Origin of the sequence: Streptomyces sp. Ac-502 (assembly GCF_045222935.1) — a bacterium.
GTDB classification, from domain to species: Bacteria; Actinomycetota; Actinomycetes; order Streptomycetales; family Streptomycetaceae; genus Streptomyces; species Streptomyces monomycini.
Window position 1 is genome coordinate 9,009,599 of record NZ_JBHFFO010000001.1, and the last position, 14,304, is coordinate 9,023,902.

At 73.3% G+C, this 14,304-nt stretch carries 15 protein-coding genes and 1 pseudogene; 5 read left to right on the forward strand and 11 right to left on the reverse strand.

Going from position 1 to position 14,304, the window contains the following annotated elements:
* Nucleotides 1-80 precede the first annotated feature (80 nt).
* The gene (locus ACEXOX_RS41005) at nucleotides 81-467 is read right to left on the reverse strand and encodes a VOC family protein (protein WP_406525754.1); all 387 of its coding nucleotides are present in this window, start codon (nucleotides 465-467) and stop codon (nucleotides 81-83) included.
* 176 nt (nucleotides 468-643) lie between these two features.
* Here ACEXOX_RS41005 and ACEXOX_RS41010 point away from each other — a divergent pair, with 176 nt between their 5' ends.
* Nucleotides 644-856, forward strand: a complete 213-nt coding sequence (locus tag ACEXOX_RS41010; protein WP_406525755.1) for a hypothetical protein — start codon at nucleotides 644-646, stop codon at nucleotides 854-856.
* A gap of 116 nt (nucleotides 857-972) precedes the next feature.
* On the opposite strand, the gene ACEXOX_RS41015 is transcribed toward ACEXOX_RS41010, so the two are convergent.
* The gene (locus ACEXOX_RS41015; protein ID WP_406525756.1) at nucleotides 973-1,389 is read right to left on the reverse strand and encodes an SRPBCC family protein; all 417 of its coding nucleotides are present in this window, start codon (nucleotides 1,387-1,389) and stop codon (nucleotides 973-975) included.
* Between the two features lie 248 nt (nucleotides 1,390-1,637).
* On the opposite strand from ACEXOX_RS41015, the gene ACEXOX_RS41020 reads away from it, so the two are divergent.
* The gene (locus ACEXOX_RS41020; RefSeq protein ID WP_406525757.1) at nucleotides 1,638-2,171 is read left to right on the forward strand and encodes a 2,4'-dihydroxyacetophenone dioxygenase family protein; all 534 of its coding nucleotides are present in this window, start codon (nucleotides 1,638-1,640) and stop codon (nucleotides 2,169-2,171) included.
* A 124-nt stretch (nucleotides 2,172-2,295) separates the two neighbouring features.
* A complete protein-coding gene (locus tag ACEXOX_RS41025) occupies nucleotides 2,296-3,372 on the forward strand; it encodes a helix-turn-helix domain-containing protein (RefSeq protein ID WP_406525758.1) in 1,077 nt (358 codons plus the stop codon).
* Here the strand turns inward: ACEXOX_RS41025 and ACEXOX_RS41030 are convergent.
* From ACEXOX_RS41030 to ACEXOX_RS41040, 3 genes are all read right to left on the reverse strand, one after another.
* Nucleotides 3,348-4,721 carry a hypothetical protein gene (locus ACEXOX_RS41030; RefSeq protein ID WP_406525759.1) on the reverse strand — a complete coding sequence of 458 codons (1,374 nt, stop codon included), beginning with the start codon at nucleotides 4,719-4,721 and terminating at the stop codon, nucleotides 3,348-3,350. The genes ACEXOX_RS41025 and ACEXOX_RS41030 overlap by 25 nt on opposite strands.
* A 440-nt stretch (nucleotides 4,722-5,161) precedes the next feature.
* Nucleotides 5,162-5,863, reverse strand: a complete 702-nt coding sequence (locus ACEXOX_RS41035; RefSeq protein ID WP_406525760.1) for a ribonuclease H — start codon at nucleotides 5,861-5,863, stop codon at nucleotides 5,162-5,164.
* Between the two features lie 112 nt (nucleotides 5,864-5,975).
* Nucleotides 5,976-7,046, reverse strand: coding sequence for an esterase/lipase family protein (locus ACEXOX_RS41040; RefSeq protein ID WP_406525761.1), 1,071 nt, complete (start codon nucleotides 7,044-7,046; stop codon nucleotides 5,976-5,978).
* A 372-nt stretch (nucleotides 7,047-7,418) separates the two neighbouring features.
* On the opposite strand from ACEXOX_RS41040, the gene ACEXOX_RS41045 reads away from it, so the two are divergent.
* The gene (locus ACEXOX_RS41045) at nucleotides 7,419-8,624 is read left to right on the forward strand and encodes a helix-turn-helix domain-containing protein (protein WP_406525762.1); all 1,206 of its coding nucleotides are present in this window, start codon (nucleotides 7,419-7,421) and stop codon (nucleotides 8,622-8,624) included.
* A 92-nt stretch (nucleotides 8,625-8,716) separates the two neighbouring features.
* Here ACEXOX_RS41045 and ACEXOX_RS41050 read toward each other — a convergent pair whose 3' ends face one another.
* From ACEXOX_RS41050 to ACEXOX_RS41075, 6 genes and pseudogenes are all read right to left on the reverse strand, one after another.
* Complete coding sequence (locus tag ACEXOX_RS41050) at nucleotides 8,717-9,046, reverse strand: DUF3140 domain-containing protein (protein WP_361150507.1); 330 nt, start codon at nucleotides 9,044-9,046, stop codon at nucleotides 8,717-8,719.
* A gap of 73 nt (nucleotides 9,047-9,119) precedes the next feature.
* Nucleotides 9,120-10,022 carry an endonuclease/exonuclease/phosphatase family protein gene (locus ACEXOX_RS41055; protein WP_406525763.1) on the reverse strand — a complete coding sequence of 301 codons (903 nt, stop codon included), beginning with the start codon at nucleotides 10,020-10,022 and terminating at the stop codon, nucleotides 9,120-9,122.
* A 53-nt stretch (nucleotides 10,023-10,075) separates the two neighbouring features.
* Nucleotides 10,076-10,330 carry a hypothetical protein gene (locus tag ACEXOX_RS41060; RefSeq protein WP_406525764.1) on the reverse strand — a complete coding sequence of 85 codons (255 nt, stop codon included), beginning with the start codon at nucleotides 10,328-10,330 and terminating at the stop codon, nucleotides 10,076-10,078.
* A 107-nt stretch (nucleotides 10,331-10,437) separates the two neighbouring features.
* Nucleotides 10,438-11,325: an AAA-associated domain-containing protein gene (locus ACEXOX_RS41065; protein ID WP_406526636.1), complete on the reverse strand. Its 888-nt coding sequence runs from the start codon at nucleotides 11,323-11,325 to the stop codon at nucleotides 10,438-10,440.
* A pseudogene (locus ACEXOX_RS41070) lies at nucleotides 11,314-11,747 on the reverse strand (ABC transporter ATP-binding protein); the annotation flags it as partial. The pseudogene ACEXOX_RS41070 and the gene ACEXOX_RS41065, both read right to left, overlap by 12 nt.
* Nucleotides 11,748-11,817: 70 nt before the next feature.
* Complete coding sequence (locus ACEXOX_RS41075; RefSeq protein WP_406525765.1) at nucleotides 11,818-13,551, reverse strand: ABC transporter permease; 1,734 nt, start codon at nucleotides 13,549-13,551, stop codon at nucleotides 11,818-11,820.
* A gap of 476 nt (nucleotides 13,552-14,027) precedes the next feature.
* Here ACEXOX_RS41075 and ACEXOX_RS41080 point away from each other — a divergent pair, with 476 nt between their 5' ends.
* Complete coding sequence (locus tag ACEXOX_RS41080; RefSeq protein WP_406525766.1) at nucleotides 14,028-14,210, forward strand: hypothetical protein; 183 nt, start codon at nucleotides 14,028-14,030, stop codon at nucleotides 14,208-14,210.
* The last annotated feature ends 94 nt before the right edge of the window (nucleotides 14,211-14,304 follow it).

Genomic DNA, 14,304 nt, shown 5'->3' on the forward strand with positions numbered 1-14,304 from the left:
ACCATCGCCCGGCCCGTTTTTTCGGGACGTGTCCGGTAACCGCGTCGGACACGTCCCGAACCCGTTGCGACCCGTCGCCGCTACGCCTCGGCGTCCTGCGGGTACCAGCGCAGCTCGACCGTGTTGCCGTCCGGGTCCAGGACGTACACGGACTGCGCGTCGCCCCGGGCGCCGTACCGACGGCCGGGGCCGTCCACGACCGTGAAGACGCCCGAGTCGACGACTTCCTGCCAGTCCAGCGGTTCGACGACCAGGCAGATGTGGTCGACGTTGGACTCGCCGCGGTCCCCTTCGACGAGGTCGATGATGGTCGTCGGGCTCACGCGGGCGGAGGGGAACGGGACCTTGCCCGCGCGCCACTCCTCGACGCGTACCGGTTCGAGGCCGAGCGGGCCGCAGTAGAAGCCGAGGGCGCGCTCGGCGTCCGCGACGTTGAGGACGAGGTGGTCGAAGGCGATGACGCGCATGGGGTTCGTCCGTCTCCTGGGTGAGGAAGGGGCTCGCACGGTGCGGTCCGCCGCTGGCCGGCGGGTTGGAGTGGACGATAGCGGGTGCGCCCGGCCGTGTGATCGGCCGTCGGGTCTGCGTCCGAGGTCCCGAACATGGCGATGAACCGCACCGTGCGGTACGGGGGCGTGCGCTGGTGCTCGCGGCGGCGGCCGCGGGCCTGGCCGCGGCGATGACCGTGCCCGCCGCGGCGGCCGGAGGACCGGACCGCAAACAGCTGATAGCCGACTGTGCTTCCGGCGAAGGCAAGTGCACCTTCAACGAGCCGGTACTCGGCAAGGCGTACCTGGGCGACTTCCGGCAGGTCTCCAACTCGCTCCACAACTGCACCACGTCGCCCGCCCGATGACGGCGTCCGAGAAGGCGTCCTGCTCCGCCGGCGCGCACCAGGGGGAGACCTTCCAGCTCAAGCGCTGACGGGCGACGGCGTGCGGGCACGGCACGGTGCCCGCACGCGTGCGTACGTCAGCCGGCGCCGCCGCCGTCCATGCGCAGCCGTACCAACTCGTCCAGCCGCTCCAGGCTGCGGTCCAGCTCGTCGGTGACCGCGTCGGCGCCGGGGTCGTGCTGCTCCTCGAAGAAGGACAGGTGGACCGTCACCTCGCTGGCGCCGCTGCCGATGCCGGCGACCTGGAGCCAGCCGGCGTAGCTGCCGCTGTCCCTGGTGCCCCACTCCAGCCGCATCTGGTCCCGCTCGGCGCGGAAGAGACCGGCCTCGTCCTCGCCCGTGCGGTCCTCGTGCACGGTCACGGCCGGCAGGCCCGCCGCCTCCACGTGCAGTCCCTGCGGCATCCAGCTGTCGAGTTGACCCACGACACTCGCCTGGTCGAACACGTGCTCGGGCAGTGCGGGCATCGTACGGGAACGCTCGTATTCGCTCATGCCAAACCCATCGTCGTCGCAAGCCTTCCGTCCCCCTCCGTACCGTGTGCCCGCGCACGGCGTGCGAAGGCCCACAACCACCCGTTCGCTGGGACCGGGTCCGCCCTTCAGCCGCACCGTCACCGGTCGCGGCGCCGACGGCGGCAACAGGCAAGCGCGGTGTCCGCCCCGGGAAAGACAGGGCGGCCGTGGCCGGGTTGACTTCCGGCCACCCACCCCATCCGACCGGACGGAACGCGGAGCACGCCATGCCCGAGCAGCCAGGCGACGAGTTCTGGAAGAACCTCCAGCCGATCAAGGACTCCCTCCAGCCGGACGCCCTGCCCGAGGTGTACATCCCGGACGCGGCCACCGACGACGACCGGTACTACGCCCCCTTCACCGAGACCGTGGGCTCCCGCCCGTTGTGGATCAACGTCAAGGACAACACCTGGTCCGACATCCTGTGCGCCAGGGAAGCCGGGCTGGTCAACCGGCACTACCACCCGCACGAGGTGTTCGCCTACACCCTCTCCGGCAAGTGGGGCTACCTGGAGCGGCCCTGGACCGCGACGGCCGGGGACTTCGTGTACGAGGCGCCGGGCGAGGGCCACACCCTGGTCGCGTACGAGAGCGACCAGCCCATGAAGACCCTGTTCATCGTCAAGGGGCCGCTCGTCTGGCTCGACGAGAACGGCGACCCCACCGGCTACTTCGACGTGCACGACTACATCGCGATGTGCCGCGCCCACTACGAGCGGGTGGGCCTCGGCGCCGATCACGTCGACGGGCTGTTCCGCTGAGCGGGCGCCGCCCCTCCCGGGCCGTGTCCGGGCGCGGCGCCCGGGAGTAGGCTGCGCCTCCCGGTCCCGGCCCGCCCGGCCGGGGCCACGCCATCGGACACTCGCGCACGGCAAGGAGGCGGAGGTGCCCGGACATTCCGCCGCCCGCTACTCCCGCATGTCGACCCGGACCGTCGCCCCGGCGGACCGGGTGGGCCTGTGGGAGGAGTACAACCGGCGGGCCCTGGTCGGCCTGCGCTGCTCCCCGTACTCCGAGGACGGCCTGCTGGCCACCCAGACCAACACCGGACTCGGCGGTCTGCGGCTCGCCGACATCACGGGCAACGAGCACGTCGTCGAACGCAGCCCGCAGACCTGCCGGACGTCCCCCAAGGACTCGGTCTTCGCCTCGCTGCTCGTCTCCGGCCAGGCGGTCTTCCTGCACAGCGGAGGCTGCTTCACCCTCGCCGCCGGCGACCTGGTGCTGTACGACACCCGGCGCTCGTACCTGCTCGGATTCCCCACCGCCATGCGCCAGCTCCTGGTGGACATGCCCCGCGAGGTGTTCACCGAGCGGTGCCTGCCCGGCGGCGTGCCCGCGCCGCTGGTCTTCAGCAGCGACACGGCGGCCGAGGCGCCGCTCCTGCGCCGCCTCGGAGCCGTACTGTCCGGGCGCTTCGACGGGCCGGACCCCGGCGACGCGGCAGCGGCCGAACGCGGCGTGCTGGACCTGCTGCACTGCCTGGCCGTACGCGGCGGCCCGGACGGTACGGACCACGGCCCCCGGCTGCTGCTCGCCCGGGACCACATCGACCGGCACCTCGCCGACCCCCGGTTGTGCGCCGCCCACGTCGCGGACGCGCTCGGCATCTCCACCCGCCAGCTGAGCCGCGACTTCCGGCAGACCGGCCGCAGCCCGTCCCGCCACATCCTCGAACGCCGCCTGGAGCGGGCCCGGCAGCAGCTCGCCGACCCCGCGTCCGCCCGGCTGACGGTCGCGGACATCGCCCACCGCTGGGGATTCGCCAGCCAGCCGCACTTCACCCGGGTCTTCCGCGAACACTTCGGCCGGACACCGGGAGAGGTCCGTCCGCCGCGCCGTGCCCGGAGCGACGGGCAGGAAAAGCCCTCCGCGCGGAGAACTGACCGCACGGAGGGCGCCGGACCCGCACCGGCCGGCGCGGACCCGGCCTGGTGTCAGTCGTCGAGGGACACGTGGTAGACGACGCGGCCGTTCAGCTCGGGGCGGGGGCGTACGTACTTGCGGTACGGGGATTCGTTGGAGACCCAGAGCTGCTCGGTGGCGGGCCAGTACGACAGGTTCTCGGCGGCCGCCGGGGTACGGCTCCACACCCGCACGGCACCGCCGGAGTCGCCCCGGTACAGGCAGTACGGCTCACCGAACACCCGGCGGGCGTCCGGGCACATCGCGGTGAAGTAGAACCGTTCGTCGTGCTGGACGACGCCCTGCGGACCGGCCAGCGGAACCCGGTACCCGGCACTGGCCCGCACCAGGCCACGCCCGTCGGAGCGCAGGAGGTGGGACGACGGGCTCAGCGGCCAGCGCACCACACGGGAGGTCGGCGAGCTGGTCTCGACGGTCACCAGCGACGGCGCGAACGACGAACCGTGGTCGATGGAGGCGCCGCTGAAGCACGGCGTCTCGTTCGGGCCGCTCCCGCACCCGTTACGGCCGACGAAGGAGTACTGCGCGACCTGCGGCAGCGCCGCCGCCTGCCAGTTGGCGCTCACCGAGCCCCGGCTCACCCCCACGCGCCCGGAGGACGTGGTGGTGGCCCACAGGTGGCGTACGTCGAAGACGCGCAGCCGCTCGCTGCTGTACAGGAAGAGGTAGGGGCCGTACCAGGAGAGGGTGTCGCCGTGGCCCTTCAGAGCGGTGAACCCGCCCGTGCCCTGCGGGGTGACGAGCAGGGCACTGCGGTACCGAGGCCGCCCCCGGTCGGTGACGTCCGTGAAGGACACCTTCATGAAGTGGTCGACCAGCTTGGCGCCGCGCCAGGGGCGGTTCCTGGGGTTGCGCGGGGCGCTCGGGTGGTCGTAGCTGGACGCCCAGCTCGCGGCGACGATGCTGCGCCCCTGCCAGCGGCCCGAGCGCGGCTCGGCCTCACCGGACCCGGTGAGCCCCTGCGGAACGTACGCCCAGCCCAGGTCGTCCGCCGACCCGCGCTGCCAGCAGAAGCCGTCCGCGCCGCTCAGCGGCACCCTGGTCGGGCAGCCCGACAGGTGGGTCGCCGCCTGCGCACGGGAGTTCAGCCAGGACGTGAGGGAAGCGGGGCGCAGCTGGCGGTGGCGCCGTTCGAGCGCCAGTACGCGTCCGCCGTCCGAGCCGTCGTACCGGAGCTGGAAACCCTGGTGACCGATGGGGGTGATGACCCCCTTGGACCTGCCGCCGGGCATGGCCCGCTGCGGGAGCTGCTCGTGCTGGAAGGCCCGCTGCTCGCCCTCGTGGGCGTAGCGCGACGAGTCCGCGGCGGCCGGCGGCGGCTCCTGGGACGTCGCCGCCGGGGCGCCGACCGTGAGGGCGGCCGCCAACGACCCTGCCGCGGCCACCAGGGCTGTACACCGAGAAAACTTCAATTCTACCAGCCACTCTTTCCGCAATTCCGTCCCCGGCCCGCGCGCACGGCGGCGCCGGGGTGCGGCGCGGTGCGGACGCGGGGCGGGGGAGGTGGTTGCAGCGTCATGGGGCTCCCCGAATGGCAGCTCCCTGATCACGGCAGAAAGGATTCCACTGATAAGCCGTCCTGGTGGAGTACGTCGGCGCCAACAGGCGCGTACTTCACCCGTACGAGGTATGCGTGGTGAGGGCTGTGCTCGTGCTGAAACGTTTTCGTCGGTAAATAAGATGAGCTTTTAGGGAGATAATGGGAGTGCAGGAAATCCCCCGGAACGCTCAGTTCCCGCGCCTTTCCGGCCTGGGTGCGCCGCCGGAATGCGCCGCCGCCCCGCGGGCGTTCCGCGGGGCGGCGCGTACGGTGCTGTCCGGCCGCTCAGGCCGCTCCGGCGCACGCGGGATGACCCCACCCGTCCGGGTTCTTCGCGATCGTCTCGCCCTTGCCGTACGACTGTCCGCACCGGCACTGACCCGGGAACCGCGCCTTGACGGAACCGCCCCGCGGCCGCGTGCTCCGGTCCGCCCGCGCGGACGGGACGCGGGCGGCCGACGACTGCCGGGGCCGCCCGCCGGAGGCCGCACCGGCCGGTTCCGGCGCCGGGAGCGCGGAGCCCTGGGCGCTGCCGATGGCCTGCTGGCTGCGCGCGGTCTCGCTGGCGGCGCCGTCCGCCGCCGCGTTCAGCGGGTCGCCGTCGACCTGGTGGGCCGGTACGTAGACGAACTCCACCGCCCGCCCGGTGAGCAGCTCGTCGATGCCGACGATCAGGTCACGGTTGGCCACCGGCTTGCCCGCCGCGGTCTTCCAGCCCTTCTTGCGCCACCCCGGCAGCCACGTCGTGACCGCCTTCATCGCGTACTGCGAGTCCATCCGCACCTGGAGCGGTACGGCGGGGTCGGTGGCCGCCAACAGCTCCCGCAGCGCGGTCAGTTCCGCCACGTTGTTGGTCGCGGTCCCCAGCGGGCCGGCCGCCCAGCGCTCCACCGTCCCCGCGCCGTCCCCGACGACCCATGCCCAGGCCGCGGGCCCGGGGTTCCCTTTCGACGCCCCGTCGCACGCGGCTGTGATCTGTTCTGCCATCCCTCGATACTGCCAGCCTTCGCGGCCCGTGCCGACCACCGGCCCGTCCGGCCCCCGGAGCCCCGGCGGGCAAGCGGCCGTCCGCCTGCCCGCCCGCCGGGGCCGTACCGTCTCAGCAGGTGGGGCGCTGCGCGTGGGCCGGGTCGAGGGCGTTCTGGACGAGGCGGGTCGCCGTCCGGTCGTAGGTGATGTTGATGTGGGCGGTGGTGTTGACGAGACAGTGGCTCTGGATCGTCTGGTTGCTGACGTTGCGGGCGGGCGCCAGGAACGCCGAGGTGTACGGGGTCACGACCTCGTCGTACCAGGTGGCGATCACCGTGTAGTCGACGGCCGGATCGGTCTCGCCGCCCGCGTTCAGCTCTTTCAGGAAGCGCGAGCCGACGATCTGCTGCTCGCAGGCGGGGCAGGCCGCGCCGACGACGACGTCCGCGCCGGGAACCAGCCGGGCCAGCAGGCCGAGGCCGAGGAGCGAGGTGCCGTGGTTGGACGGGACAAGAGCCACCAGCCGGCCGACCTTCGCCGCCCCGCCCAGGTTCTTGATGTAGTGCCGCGGCATCATGCCGCCCTGCGAGTGTCCGACGATGTCGACCTTGTCCGTGCCGGTCGCCGCCCGCACCCGGTCGACGAACGCGGCGAGCTGCCCCGCCGAGGCGGCGATGTCGCCGGTACCGAGCACCGGGCCCGTGGTCCCGCCGTAGTTGAGGGCGAAAACGCAGTACCCGTCGTCCTTGAGCTTGGGGGAGAGGGCGGCCCAGTTGGCGTACCGGTTCTCGAAGGTGCCGTGGACGAGGACGACCGGACGGGGGTGCGCCCGGCCCGGCTTGCACGTCCAGTCGTCGGCGCCGGTGGGCAGGGCGGTGGGCCGGGTCGTGGAGTAGAGGAAGGCGGACAGGAAGTTGCCCTGCGGCGGGCCGACCGGGTCGGCGGCCGTGGAAGTGCCCGAGGCGGCCGTATCGGGCACTGCTCGGCCTGCCGGTGCTGGAGCGGTCGGAGCGGTCGGAGCGGTCGGAGCGGTCGGCGTGGTCGCCGCGGCCCGGCCGCCCGGCGCCTCGGCGGCCGTCCGTGCCGTCGCGGGTGCCGCGGTCGCTCCGGCCAGTACCAGGCCGGCCGCCACCGCGAGCCCGGTCAGCGCGGCGATCGGCCGTCGCCGGTGTCTTGCGCGCATGGTCCCGTTGCTGCGCATCAGTTGTTCTCCTCATGCCGTGGTTCGGTACGGGCGCCACAAGGGCGGACGCCACGGCGCCGGACCGGGACCGCGTGGTGCGGGCGGCGCCCGGGGGCTACCGGCGCGTAACGTCGGGGCCACATTCGCGCCGTACGGCCCGTGGCACCAGGGAAAGCGGTGAGGAGAGGGGAAAGGTGTCACCCGCGTGACACTTTCGTCCGGCACCGGGTCAGCCGCCGCAGCCTCCGCACAGTGGTCCGGACAGCGGCCCGGAGGGGGTACGGCCTGCGCGCTGCCCGCACAAGGCTGGACCGGCGGGGCCGGGAGAGGGCACGATCCCGGCCCGGGGACATGCGTGTCCCGCCGCCCACGGTCCGGAGGAGGCCCGCGATGCACAAGCCGCCGGGTGACACGTTCGCGCGCGGCCCCTGGCACGAACTGCCCGCGGCGTTCGGCGCGTTGCTACGGCCGCGGATCGACGCCGTCGCCGCGTCGATGGTCGAGGCCATCCGCCAGGAGGTACCCGCCTACCGGCGCCCGCTCGACTCCTCCGTGGGCCGGGACCTGGTCGCTTCGGTGTGCCGCGCGATGCGCCAGTTCGCGGAGCTGACGGAGGCCCCGGAGAGCTCACAGGACCACCACGTACGGCACTTCCGCCACCTGGGGCGCGTGGAGTTCCGCAACGGGCGCACCACGGACGGCCTCCAGGCCGCCTTCCGGGTCGGCGCGCGGGTGGGCGGCCGCCGGTACGCCGAGATCGCCCGTACGGCGTCGCTGCCCACCGAGATCGTCCTGCCGCTGCACGAAGCCGTACTGACCCACATCAACGCCCTGTCCAACGAAGCGGTCAGGGGCTTCGTCGCCGCCCAGGCCCACGCGGAGGGCGAGGTGCAGCGCAACCGGCGGGCCCTGGCGCAGGCGCTGCTGGAACAGCCGCACGGCGCACCGCGCGAACCGCTCGGAACCCTCGCGGCGCGGGCCCGCTGGCCGCTGCCCGCCAAGGTCGCCTGCCTCGTCGTCCGCGGCGCGGCGGGCAGCCGCGGCACCGTGCCGTGGCCGGACGCGCTGGTGGTACCGCGCGGCGCCGACCTCGTGGCGGTCCTCCCGGAGCCGGCCGGCGGCGGCCCCGCCGGGACCGCGGAGATACGCGCCGCGGTACACGGCCGCACCGCGGCGCTCGGGCCGTCCGTCGCGCCGCACGACGCCTGGGTGTCCCTCGCCTGCGTACGGCTCGCGCTGAACCATCACCGGGACACGGGCGCGCCGGACGGCGAGCTTGTGATCGTCGGCGACCGGCTGGCCGACGTCCACCTGCTCGGCGGCGCGCCCATCGGGCGCCTGCTGGAGGACCGGATGCTCGGTGTCCTCGACGGGCTGCCCGCGGGCCGGGCGGCACGGCTGGCGGAAACGCTCGAAGCGCTCCTGATGTCCTGGGGCCGTACCGCCCCCGAGGTCGCGCAGGCCCTCGGCATCCACCCGCAGACGGCACGCAAGCGCCTGCGGCAGCTGGACGCGCTCTTCGACGGCCGGCTCGCCGACCCCGGATTCCGCTTCGGGGCACTGCTGGCACTGCGCACCCGGGCGCTACGGGGCTGAGCCGTACGGGCCGCCCGGTACGGGACGTACGCCGTCCGGCACGGGACAAGCGCCCGGTACGGCCCCGCCGTGCAGCCGGTACGGCCCGGTGCTCACTCCTTCAGCGGGTCGTGGCCGATGTCCATCAGGCCGTGCCGCCAGTCCGCGCCGCCGGCCTTCGGGTCCGTGCCCTCCGGGTGCTGGCTGCCGACGATCTCCACGACGCGGCGCATCGCCTCGGCGTCGCTCCCGGTGAGGTCGGTACGGCGCTTGCCCAGGATCTCCAGCACCTGCCGCCCCAGGGGCCGCCCGGCCCGGTCGGGCACCTCCTCGCTGTTCTCGCCCGCGGACTCGACGCTCAGCCATTCCCGCAGCTCACGCGAGGTCATGTTGACGGCCTTGTGGAACTCGTCCCACAGCCCGTCGTCGATCTGCGCTGTCATGGACGCCTCCTGGAGATCGTTTCGAACGTACGCACACTGGGTGTCCGGTGCCCCGCCCGGACAAACCCCGTGCTCACCCACGCAGCCCCACCAGCACCGGCCGGTGGTCGCTGCCCAGGCGGTCCGGGAGCACGGTGGCCCCGGTGGTGCGCAGCCCGCGTACCAGGACGTGGTCGATGCGGACGAGCGGGAACGCCGCGGGCCAGGTGAAACCCGGGCCTCGCCCGGCGTCGCGCTGGGTGGAGGCGAGCTGCCGGGCCAGCGGCGCCAGGCCCCGGTCGCGCAGACTGCCGTTCAGGTCGCCCAGGAGCACCACGCGCGCGGCCCGGTCCGCGCCGATCCGGGACGCCAGATCGGCCGCGCTGCGGTCCCGCGCCCCTATGGTGAAGCCCGCGTCGGCACGGACCCGTACGGACGGCAGGCGCACCGCGTAGAAGGCGGTGTCGCCTCCGGGGGTGCGGACCAGGGCCCGTATCGCGTGCGGCCAGGCGCCGCCCAGGTCCAGGGGCGTCACCTCGCCCACCGGGTAACGCGACCACAGGCCCAGGGTGTTCGCCGTGGTGTGGTGGGGGTAGGCCGCGCCGAGCGCCTTCTCGTACGCGGGCAGGGCGGACGCCGGGACCTTCTCCAGCGCCACCACGTCGGCGCCCGTGCCGGTCACCTGCCGGGCGATGGCGGCGGGGGAGGTGCGCTCGCCGCCGACGTTGTACGTCAGGACGTGGAAGTCGGCCCGCGCGTCGTCGCCTCCCGGAAGGTACCCCGGCAGGAACTGACAGGCCCACACCACCGCGGGCACCAGCGCCGCGGCCACCCCCACCGCGGAGCGGCGCAGCGCCGCCCACCCGAGCAGGACCGGGACCGCGGCGCCGAACCAGGGCAGCGCGGTCTCGACCAGACTGCCCAGATGCCCGGGCGTGTTGGGCAGCAGGCCGGGGAAGGCCAGCAGAGCGGCGAGGAGCAGGGCCGGTACGGCCATCCGGAGGCCGGGCCGCCGGGCGCCGGATGGCCGTACCGGCCCCCGCCACCGGTTCACCAACGCCGTCCGTCCGTACGGCGCGAGAGGCAGCGCCAGCCCGCGACGGCGAACCCGACGGCGGTGCAGCCGGCCCCCAGGAGCCCCGCGCAGATCAGCCGGGTGGCGGCCGGCGGGGACAGGGCGACGGCGGCCACCACCACCGCCGGGAGGACGGCCACGGCGAGCAGGGTGCGGATGCCCTCCGCCACACCGGCGGGGCTTCCGGACGAGCCGGGTGCGGTCTTGCGCTGGGGATGGGGCTGACGCATGGTGCTTCTCCTCGGGTACGGACCGTTCGCGGATGACAGCTCCCGTCGGCCCGGGACGCGACCGCCTGGCGGCCCTGGCGGCCCTGGCGGTCCGGGCGTCCGGGCGTCTAGGCGGCGTTCGCGGGGCGGTGCTCTGCGGGCAGCAGCAGGACCCGGTCGTCGGCGTCGTACTCGTACAGCTCGGCGTAGCGGCCCCAGGTGACCGCCGTGGCCAGCTGCCGGCGCGCGGCGTGCTCGGGGACGTGGCCGCAGAGCCGGCCGACCAGGTACGGCTCGCGCAGCCGGCCGCCCGCCGAAGCCAGCAGGAGCGTGCGGATGGTGGCGATGAGCGGGACGTTGGCGAGCGCGGCGGCCGCGAACAGGTGCTTGCGGGGCAGGATGTCGGCGCGCGCGAAGCCGCGGCCGGTCATCGTGAGGTGCAGCCGGTTGGCGGTGACCTTGGCGTAGCCGAGCAGCTGCGCCGCCTCGACCAGCGGCATCAGGTCGTCGACCTCGTACGACAGCGCGTCGCCCAGCGCCGCCAGGTCCAGCGAACCGCCGCGGGTGTCCAGGAACTCCAGCAGTCCGGTCAGCGCTTCCACGGAGACGTCCGGCAGCGGACCGGCGACCCGCAGCGGGTCCTGGGCGACCGCGTCGTCGGGCGCGGCCGCGGTGCGCCGGCCGGTCAGCGCTTCGTACGCGTCCTCGACCAGCGCCTCGAAGCCGGGATCGCGGCGGCCGCGGGGGCGCGGCAGGGCGACGCGCAGCTCGGCCTTGACGCGGCCCGGGTCGGTGTCGAGCACCAGGATCCGGTCGGCGAGCTGGACGGCCTCCTCGATGGAGTGGGTGACCAGCAGCGCGGTGCGGGTGGGGGAGTCGGGGTGGGCGAGCAGGTCCAGCAGCTCGTTGCGGAGGGTCTGCGCGGTCAGGACGTCCAAGGCCGAGAACGGCTCGTCCATGAGCAGCACGTCCGGCTCGACGACCAGGGCGCGGGCGAAGCCGACCCGCTGCCGCATCCCGCCGGACAGCTCCTTGGGGTAGGCGTTCTCGAAGCCGTCCAGGCCGACCATGTCGATGGCGCGCAGCGCCCGGCCCCGCCGTTCGACGGCGTGCACCCCCGGGCCTGGAGGCCGAGTTCGACGTTCTGCTGCACCGTCAGCCACGGCATCAGGGCGAAGGACTGGAACAGCATCGCCGTACCGGGGTTCGGGCCGGTGACCGGCGTCCCGCGGTAGTGGACGGTGCCGCCGGAGGGCGCGAGCAGCCCGGCGACGTGGCGCAGCAGTGTCGACTTGCCCGAGCCGGACTTGCCGAGCAGGGCGATGACCTCGCCCTCGTACAGGTCGAAGGTCACGTCGTCGAGGACCGGCAGGACGCCGCCGGAAGGGGCGGGGAAGGTCTTGCGGAGGTCGCGGACGCTGATGACGGAGGTGTTCATGGTGAGGCTCCGAAGGGGAAGTGGTCAAGGGGGCGACGGTGGGCCGGGCGCGGCAGGGCTACGGGCGCCGCTACAGCGAGCAGCGCTTCATCGCGAACCGGTACAGCCGCCGCCAGAACAGCCGGTTGATGACGACGACGTAGACGCTCATCAGGACGGCGCCGAGGAAGTTGCGGGCGAAGTCGCCGTCGGTGGTGGCCTGCTGGATGTACGCGCCGATGCCGAACGCGGTGAGCGTGGTGGTGCCGTAACTGACGGTCTCCGCCTGGATCGAGGCGTTCCAGGCGCCGCCCGACGCGGTCAGCGCCCCGGTGACGTAGGAGGGAAAGACGGCCGGCAGGATCAGCTTCCGCCAGCGCAGCCAGCCGCGCAGCCCCAGGTCGGCGGCGGCCTCGCGCAGGTCGCCGGGGATGGCGCCGGCTCCCGCGATGACGTTGAACAGCACGTACCACTGGGCGCCCAGCGCCATCAGGACGATGCAGCCCCAGTTCAGCGAGATGCCGGAGGCGCCCAGCACCACCACCGCGAGCGGGAAGACGAAGTTGGTCGGGAAGGAGGCCAGGACCTGGACGACCGGCTGGGCGATCCGGTTGACCTTGGGGTTCATCCCGATCCACGCGCCGATGGGCACCCACACCACGGTCGAGAAGGCGACCAGCAGCAGCACCCGGCCGTAGGTGACCAGCGCCAGGAGCGCGTCGTGGCCGATCTCCGGCAGCGGCACGTGCGCCAGTACGTAGGAGAACGCCTTCCACACGATGGCCGCGACGGCCGCGGTGTAGAGCACGGTGAAGGCGATGTCGGCCGCCCTGCGGCGCGCGGCGTCGTGCCGCAGCCGTCCGCGGCCGGTGCCCAGCACCCGCATGGCACGGTCCAGCCGCTCACCGGCCGGGCGCAGGGCGCGCGCCAGGTGGCCGGGCAGGGTGGAGCGGCGCAGCAGTTGCAGGAACCAGCTGCGCGGCTGCTCGGCGATCTCGCACTCCTCGGTGCGGAACCGCTCGGCCCAGGCCGTCAGCGGCCGCCAGAAGAAGAAGTTGACCGACACCACCGTCACGATCATCACGACGACGGCCAGCGCGACCCGGGCGCCTTCGCCGTCGTCCAGCGCCTGGGCCACGTACGAGCCGATGCCGGGCAGGGCGTTGTCGCGGTGGTTGACGCTGATCGTCTCTGAGGCGCTGAGCGCGAACCAGGCGGCACCGAAGCTGATCATGCCGTTCCAGACCTGGGAGATCATGCCGCTGGGCACGTCCAGCTTCCAGAACCGCTGCCACCGGGTGAGCCCCATCAGCCGGGCCGCCTCGTCCAGCTCCCGGGGCTGGGTGGCGAGCGACTGGTAGAAGGCCAGCGCCATGTTCCACACCAGCGCGGTGAAGACGGCGAAGACCGAGGCGCACTCCAGGCCCAGCGTGGAGTGCGGGAACAGGGCGACGAAACCGGTGACGGTGATGCTGAGGAAGGTCAGGACCGGTACGGACTGGAGGATGTCGATCGCCGGGACGATCACCTTGGCGGCCCGCCGGGACCGCGCGGCCCAGGTGCCGAACACGAAGGTGAAGAGCACCGCGGGCACCAGTCCGGCGAACATCCGCAGGACGGAACGCGCCGCGTAGTACGGCAGATTTCCGGGATCGGTGGAGACGGCCGGCGGATTTCCCGGACGGAAAGGCTGGTCGGTGCCGGCCCCGACCCGGGCCACGAGGTAAAAGAGTGCGACGACACCGCAGAGAATGAAGAGGTCCACGGGGCGCATTCGGGCAGCGCGTATCGCGCCGCCGGACGGGAACTGGCGGAGTTTCGTCATGGAGGTACCCGAGAGAATTCGTGCGGGCAGGCCGGCGCGGCGGCGCGGGGGCCGTCACGGGACGCACTGCCCGGCAGAGGGACGCCGCGGGCCGTACGGGCCCGGTCAGCGGGGACGGCGGCCAGCGGGACTGGGAGGATCGCCGTACTGCACAACGACCACCTCCTCGAATTCTTCGGCACAGGGCTGCGGCGGCCTCGGACGGCCGGCAACGAAAAGAATGATGGCACGCAATGCGTGGCCTGGTCAAAAACTCGCGCGAGATTCCGGAAAGCTGAAAGCCTCCTCAGGAAACGGGCTCCGGCCGCCCCGTGGCAGCGGACCGGTGAAAGGGAATCCGTATTTCCTGAGGAGGCTTTCAGGATTTCCTGAAGGCGTATTCAGAATGGGCCGGTGCGGGCCCCGTCGCCCCGGCCCAGGACCGGACCGGCCCCCGGGGCACCGGTGTCCCGCCGGGTGATGGGACAATGGCGGTGATGATTAAGGAAGACCACCGCAGCGAGAACCAGACCGACCCGGCCGCCCCCGAGGACACCGAGGCGGACACCGTACGGCGGCAGGCCCGGCTGACCCTGGCGGGCCAGGCCCGTGACGCCGACGAGCTGAAGATGCTCCTGGAGATGCTGGGCCTGCACCCTTCCCAGGAGGGCGAGAGCTGAGCGTCCCGGAGGGACGAGATCCAGCGGACACGCGGGCGGGCCCGGCCTGTGACCGGGCCCGCCCGCGTACCGTCCGCCCGGCGCGGTACGGGGA

Coding starts and splice junctions, on each gene's coding strand:
- ACEXOX_RS41050 (WP_361150507.1), bottom strand. CDS start 9,046: ATGACAGCGCAGATCGACGACGGGCTGTGGGACGAGTTCCACAAGGCC.
- ACEXOX_RS41035 (WP_406525760.1), bottom strand. CDS start 5,863: ATGGCAGAACAGATCACAGCCGCGTGCGACGGGGCGTCGAAAGGGAAC.
- ACEXOX_RS41020 (WP_406525757.1), top strand. CDS start 1,638: ATGCCCGAGCAGCCAGGCGACGAGTTCTGGAAGAACCTCCAGCCGATC.
- ACEXOX_RS41015 (WP_406525756.1), bottom strand. CDS start 1,389: ATGAGCGAATACGAGCGTTCCCGTACGATGCCCGCACTGCCCGAGCAC.
- ACEXOX_RS41045 (WP_406525762.1), top strand. CDS start 7,419: ATGCACAAGCCGCCGGGTGACACGTTCGCGCGCGGCCCCTGGCACGAA.
- ACEXOX_RS41060 (WP_406525764.1), bottom strand. CDS start 10,330: ATGCGTCAGCCCCATCCCCAGCGCAAGACCGCACCCGGCTCGTCCGGA.
- ACEXOX_RS41055 (WP_406525763.1), bottom strand. CDS start 10,022: ATGGCCGTACCGGCCCTGCTCCTCGCCGCTCTGCTGGCCTTCCCCGGC.
- ACEXOX_RS41075 (WP_406525765.1), bottom strand. CDS start 13,551: ATGACGAAACTCCGCCAGTTCCCGTCCGGCGGCGCGATACGCGCTGCC.
- ACEXOX_RS41005 (WP_406525754.1), bottom strand. CDS start 467: ATGCGCGTCATCGCCTTCGACCACCTCGTCCTCAACGTCGCGGACGCC.
- ACEXOX_RS41040 (WP_406525761.1), bottom strand. CDS start 7,046: ATGCGCAGCAACGGGACCATGCGCGCAAGACACCGGCGACGGCCGATC.
- ACEXOX_RS41080 (WP_406525766.1), top strand. CDS start 14,028: ATGATTAAGGAAGACCACCGCAGCGAGAACCAGACCGACCCGGCCGCC.
- ACEXOX_RS41065 (WP_406526636.1), bottom strand. CDS start 11,325: ATGCGGCAGCGGGTCGGCTTCGCCCGCGCCCTGGTCGTCGAGCCGGAC.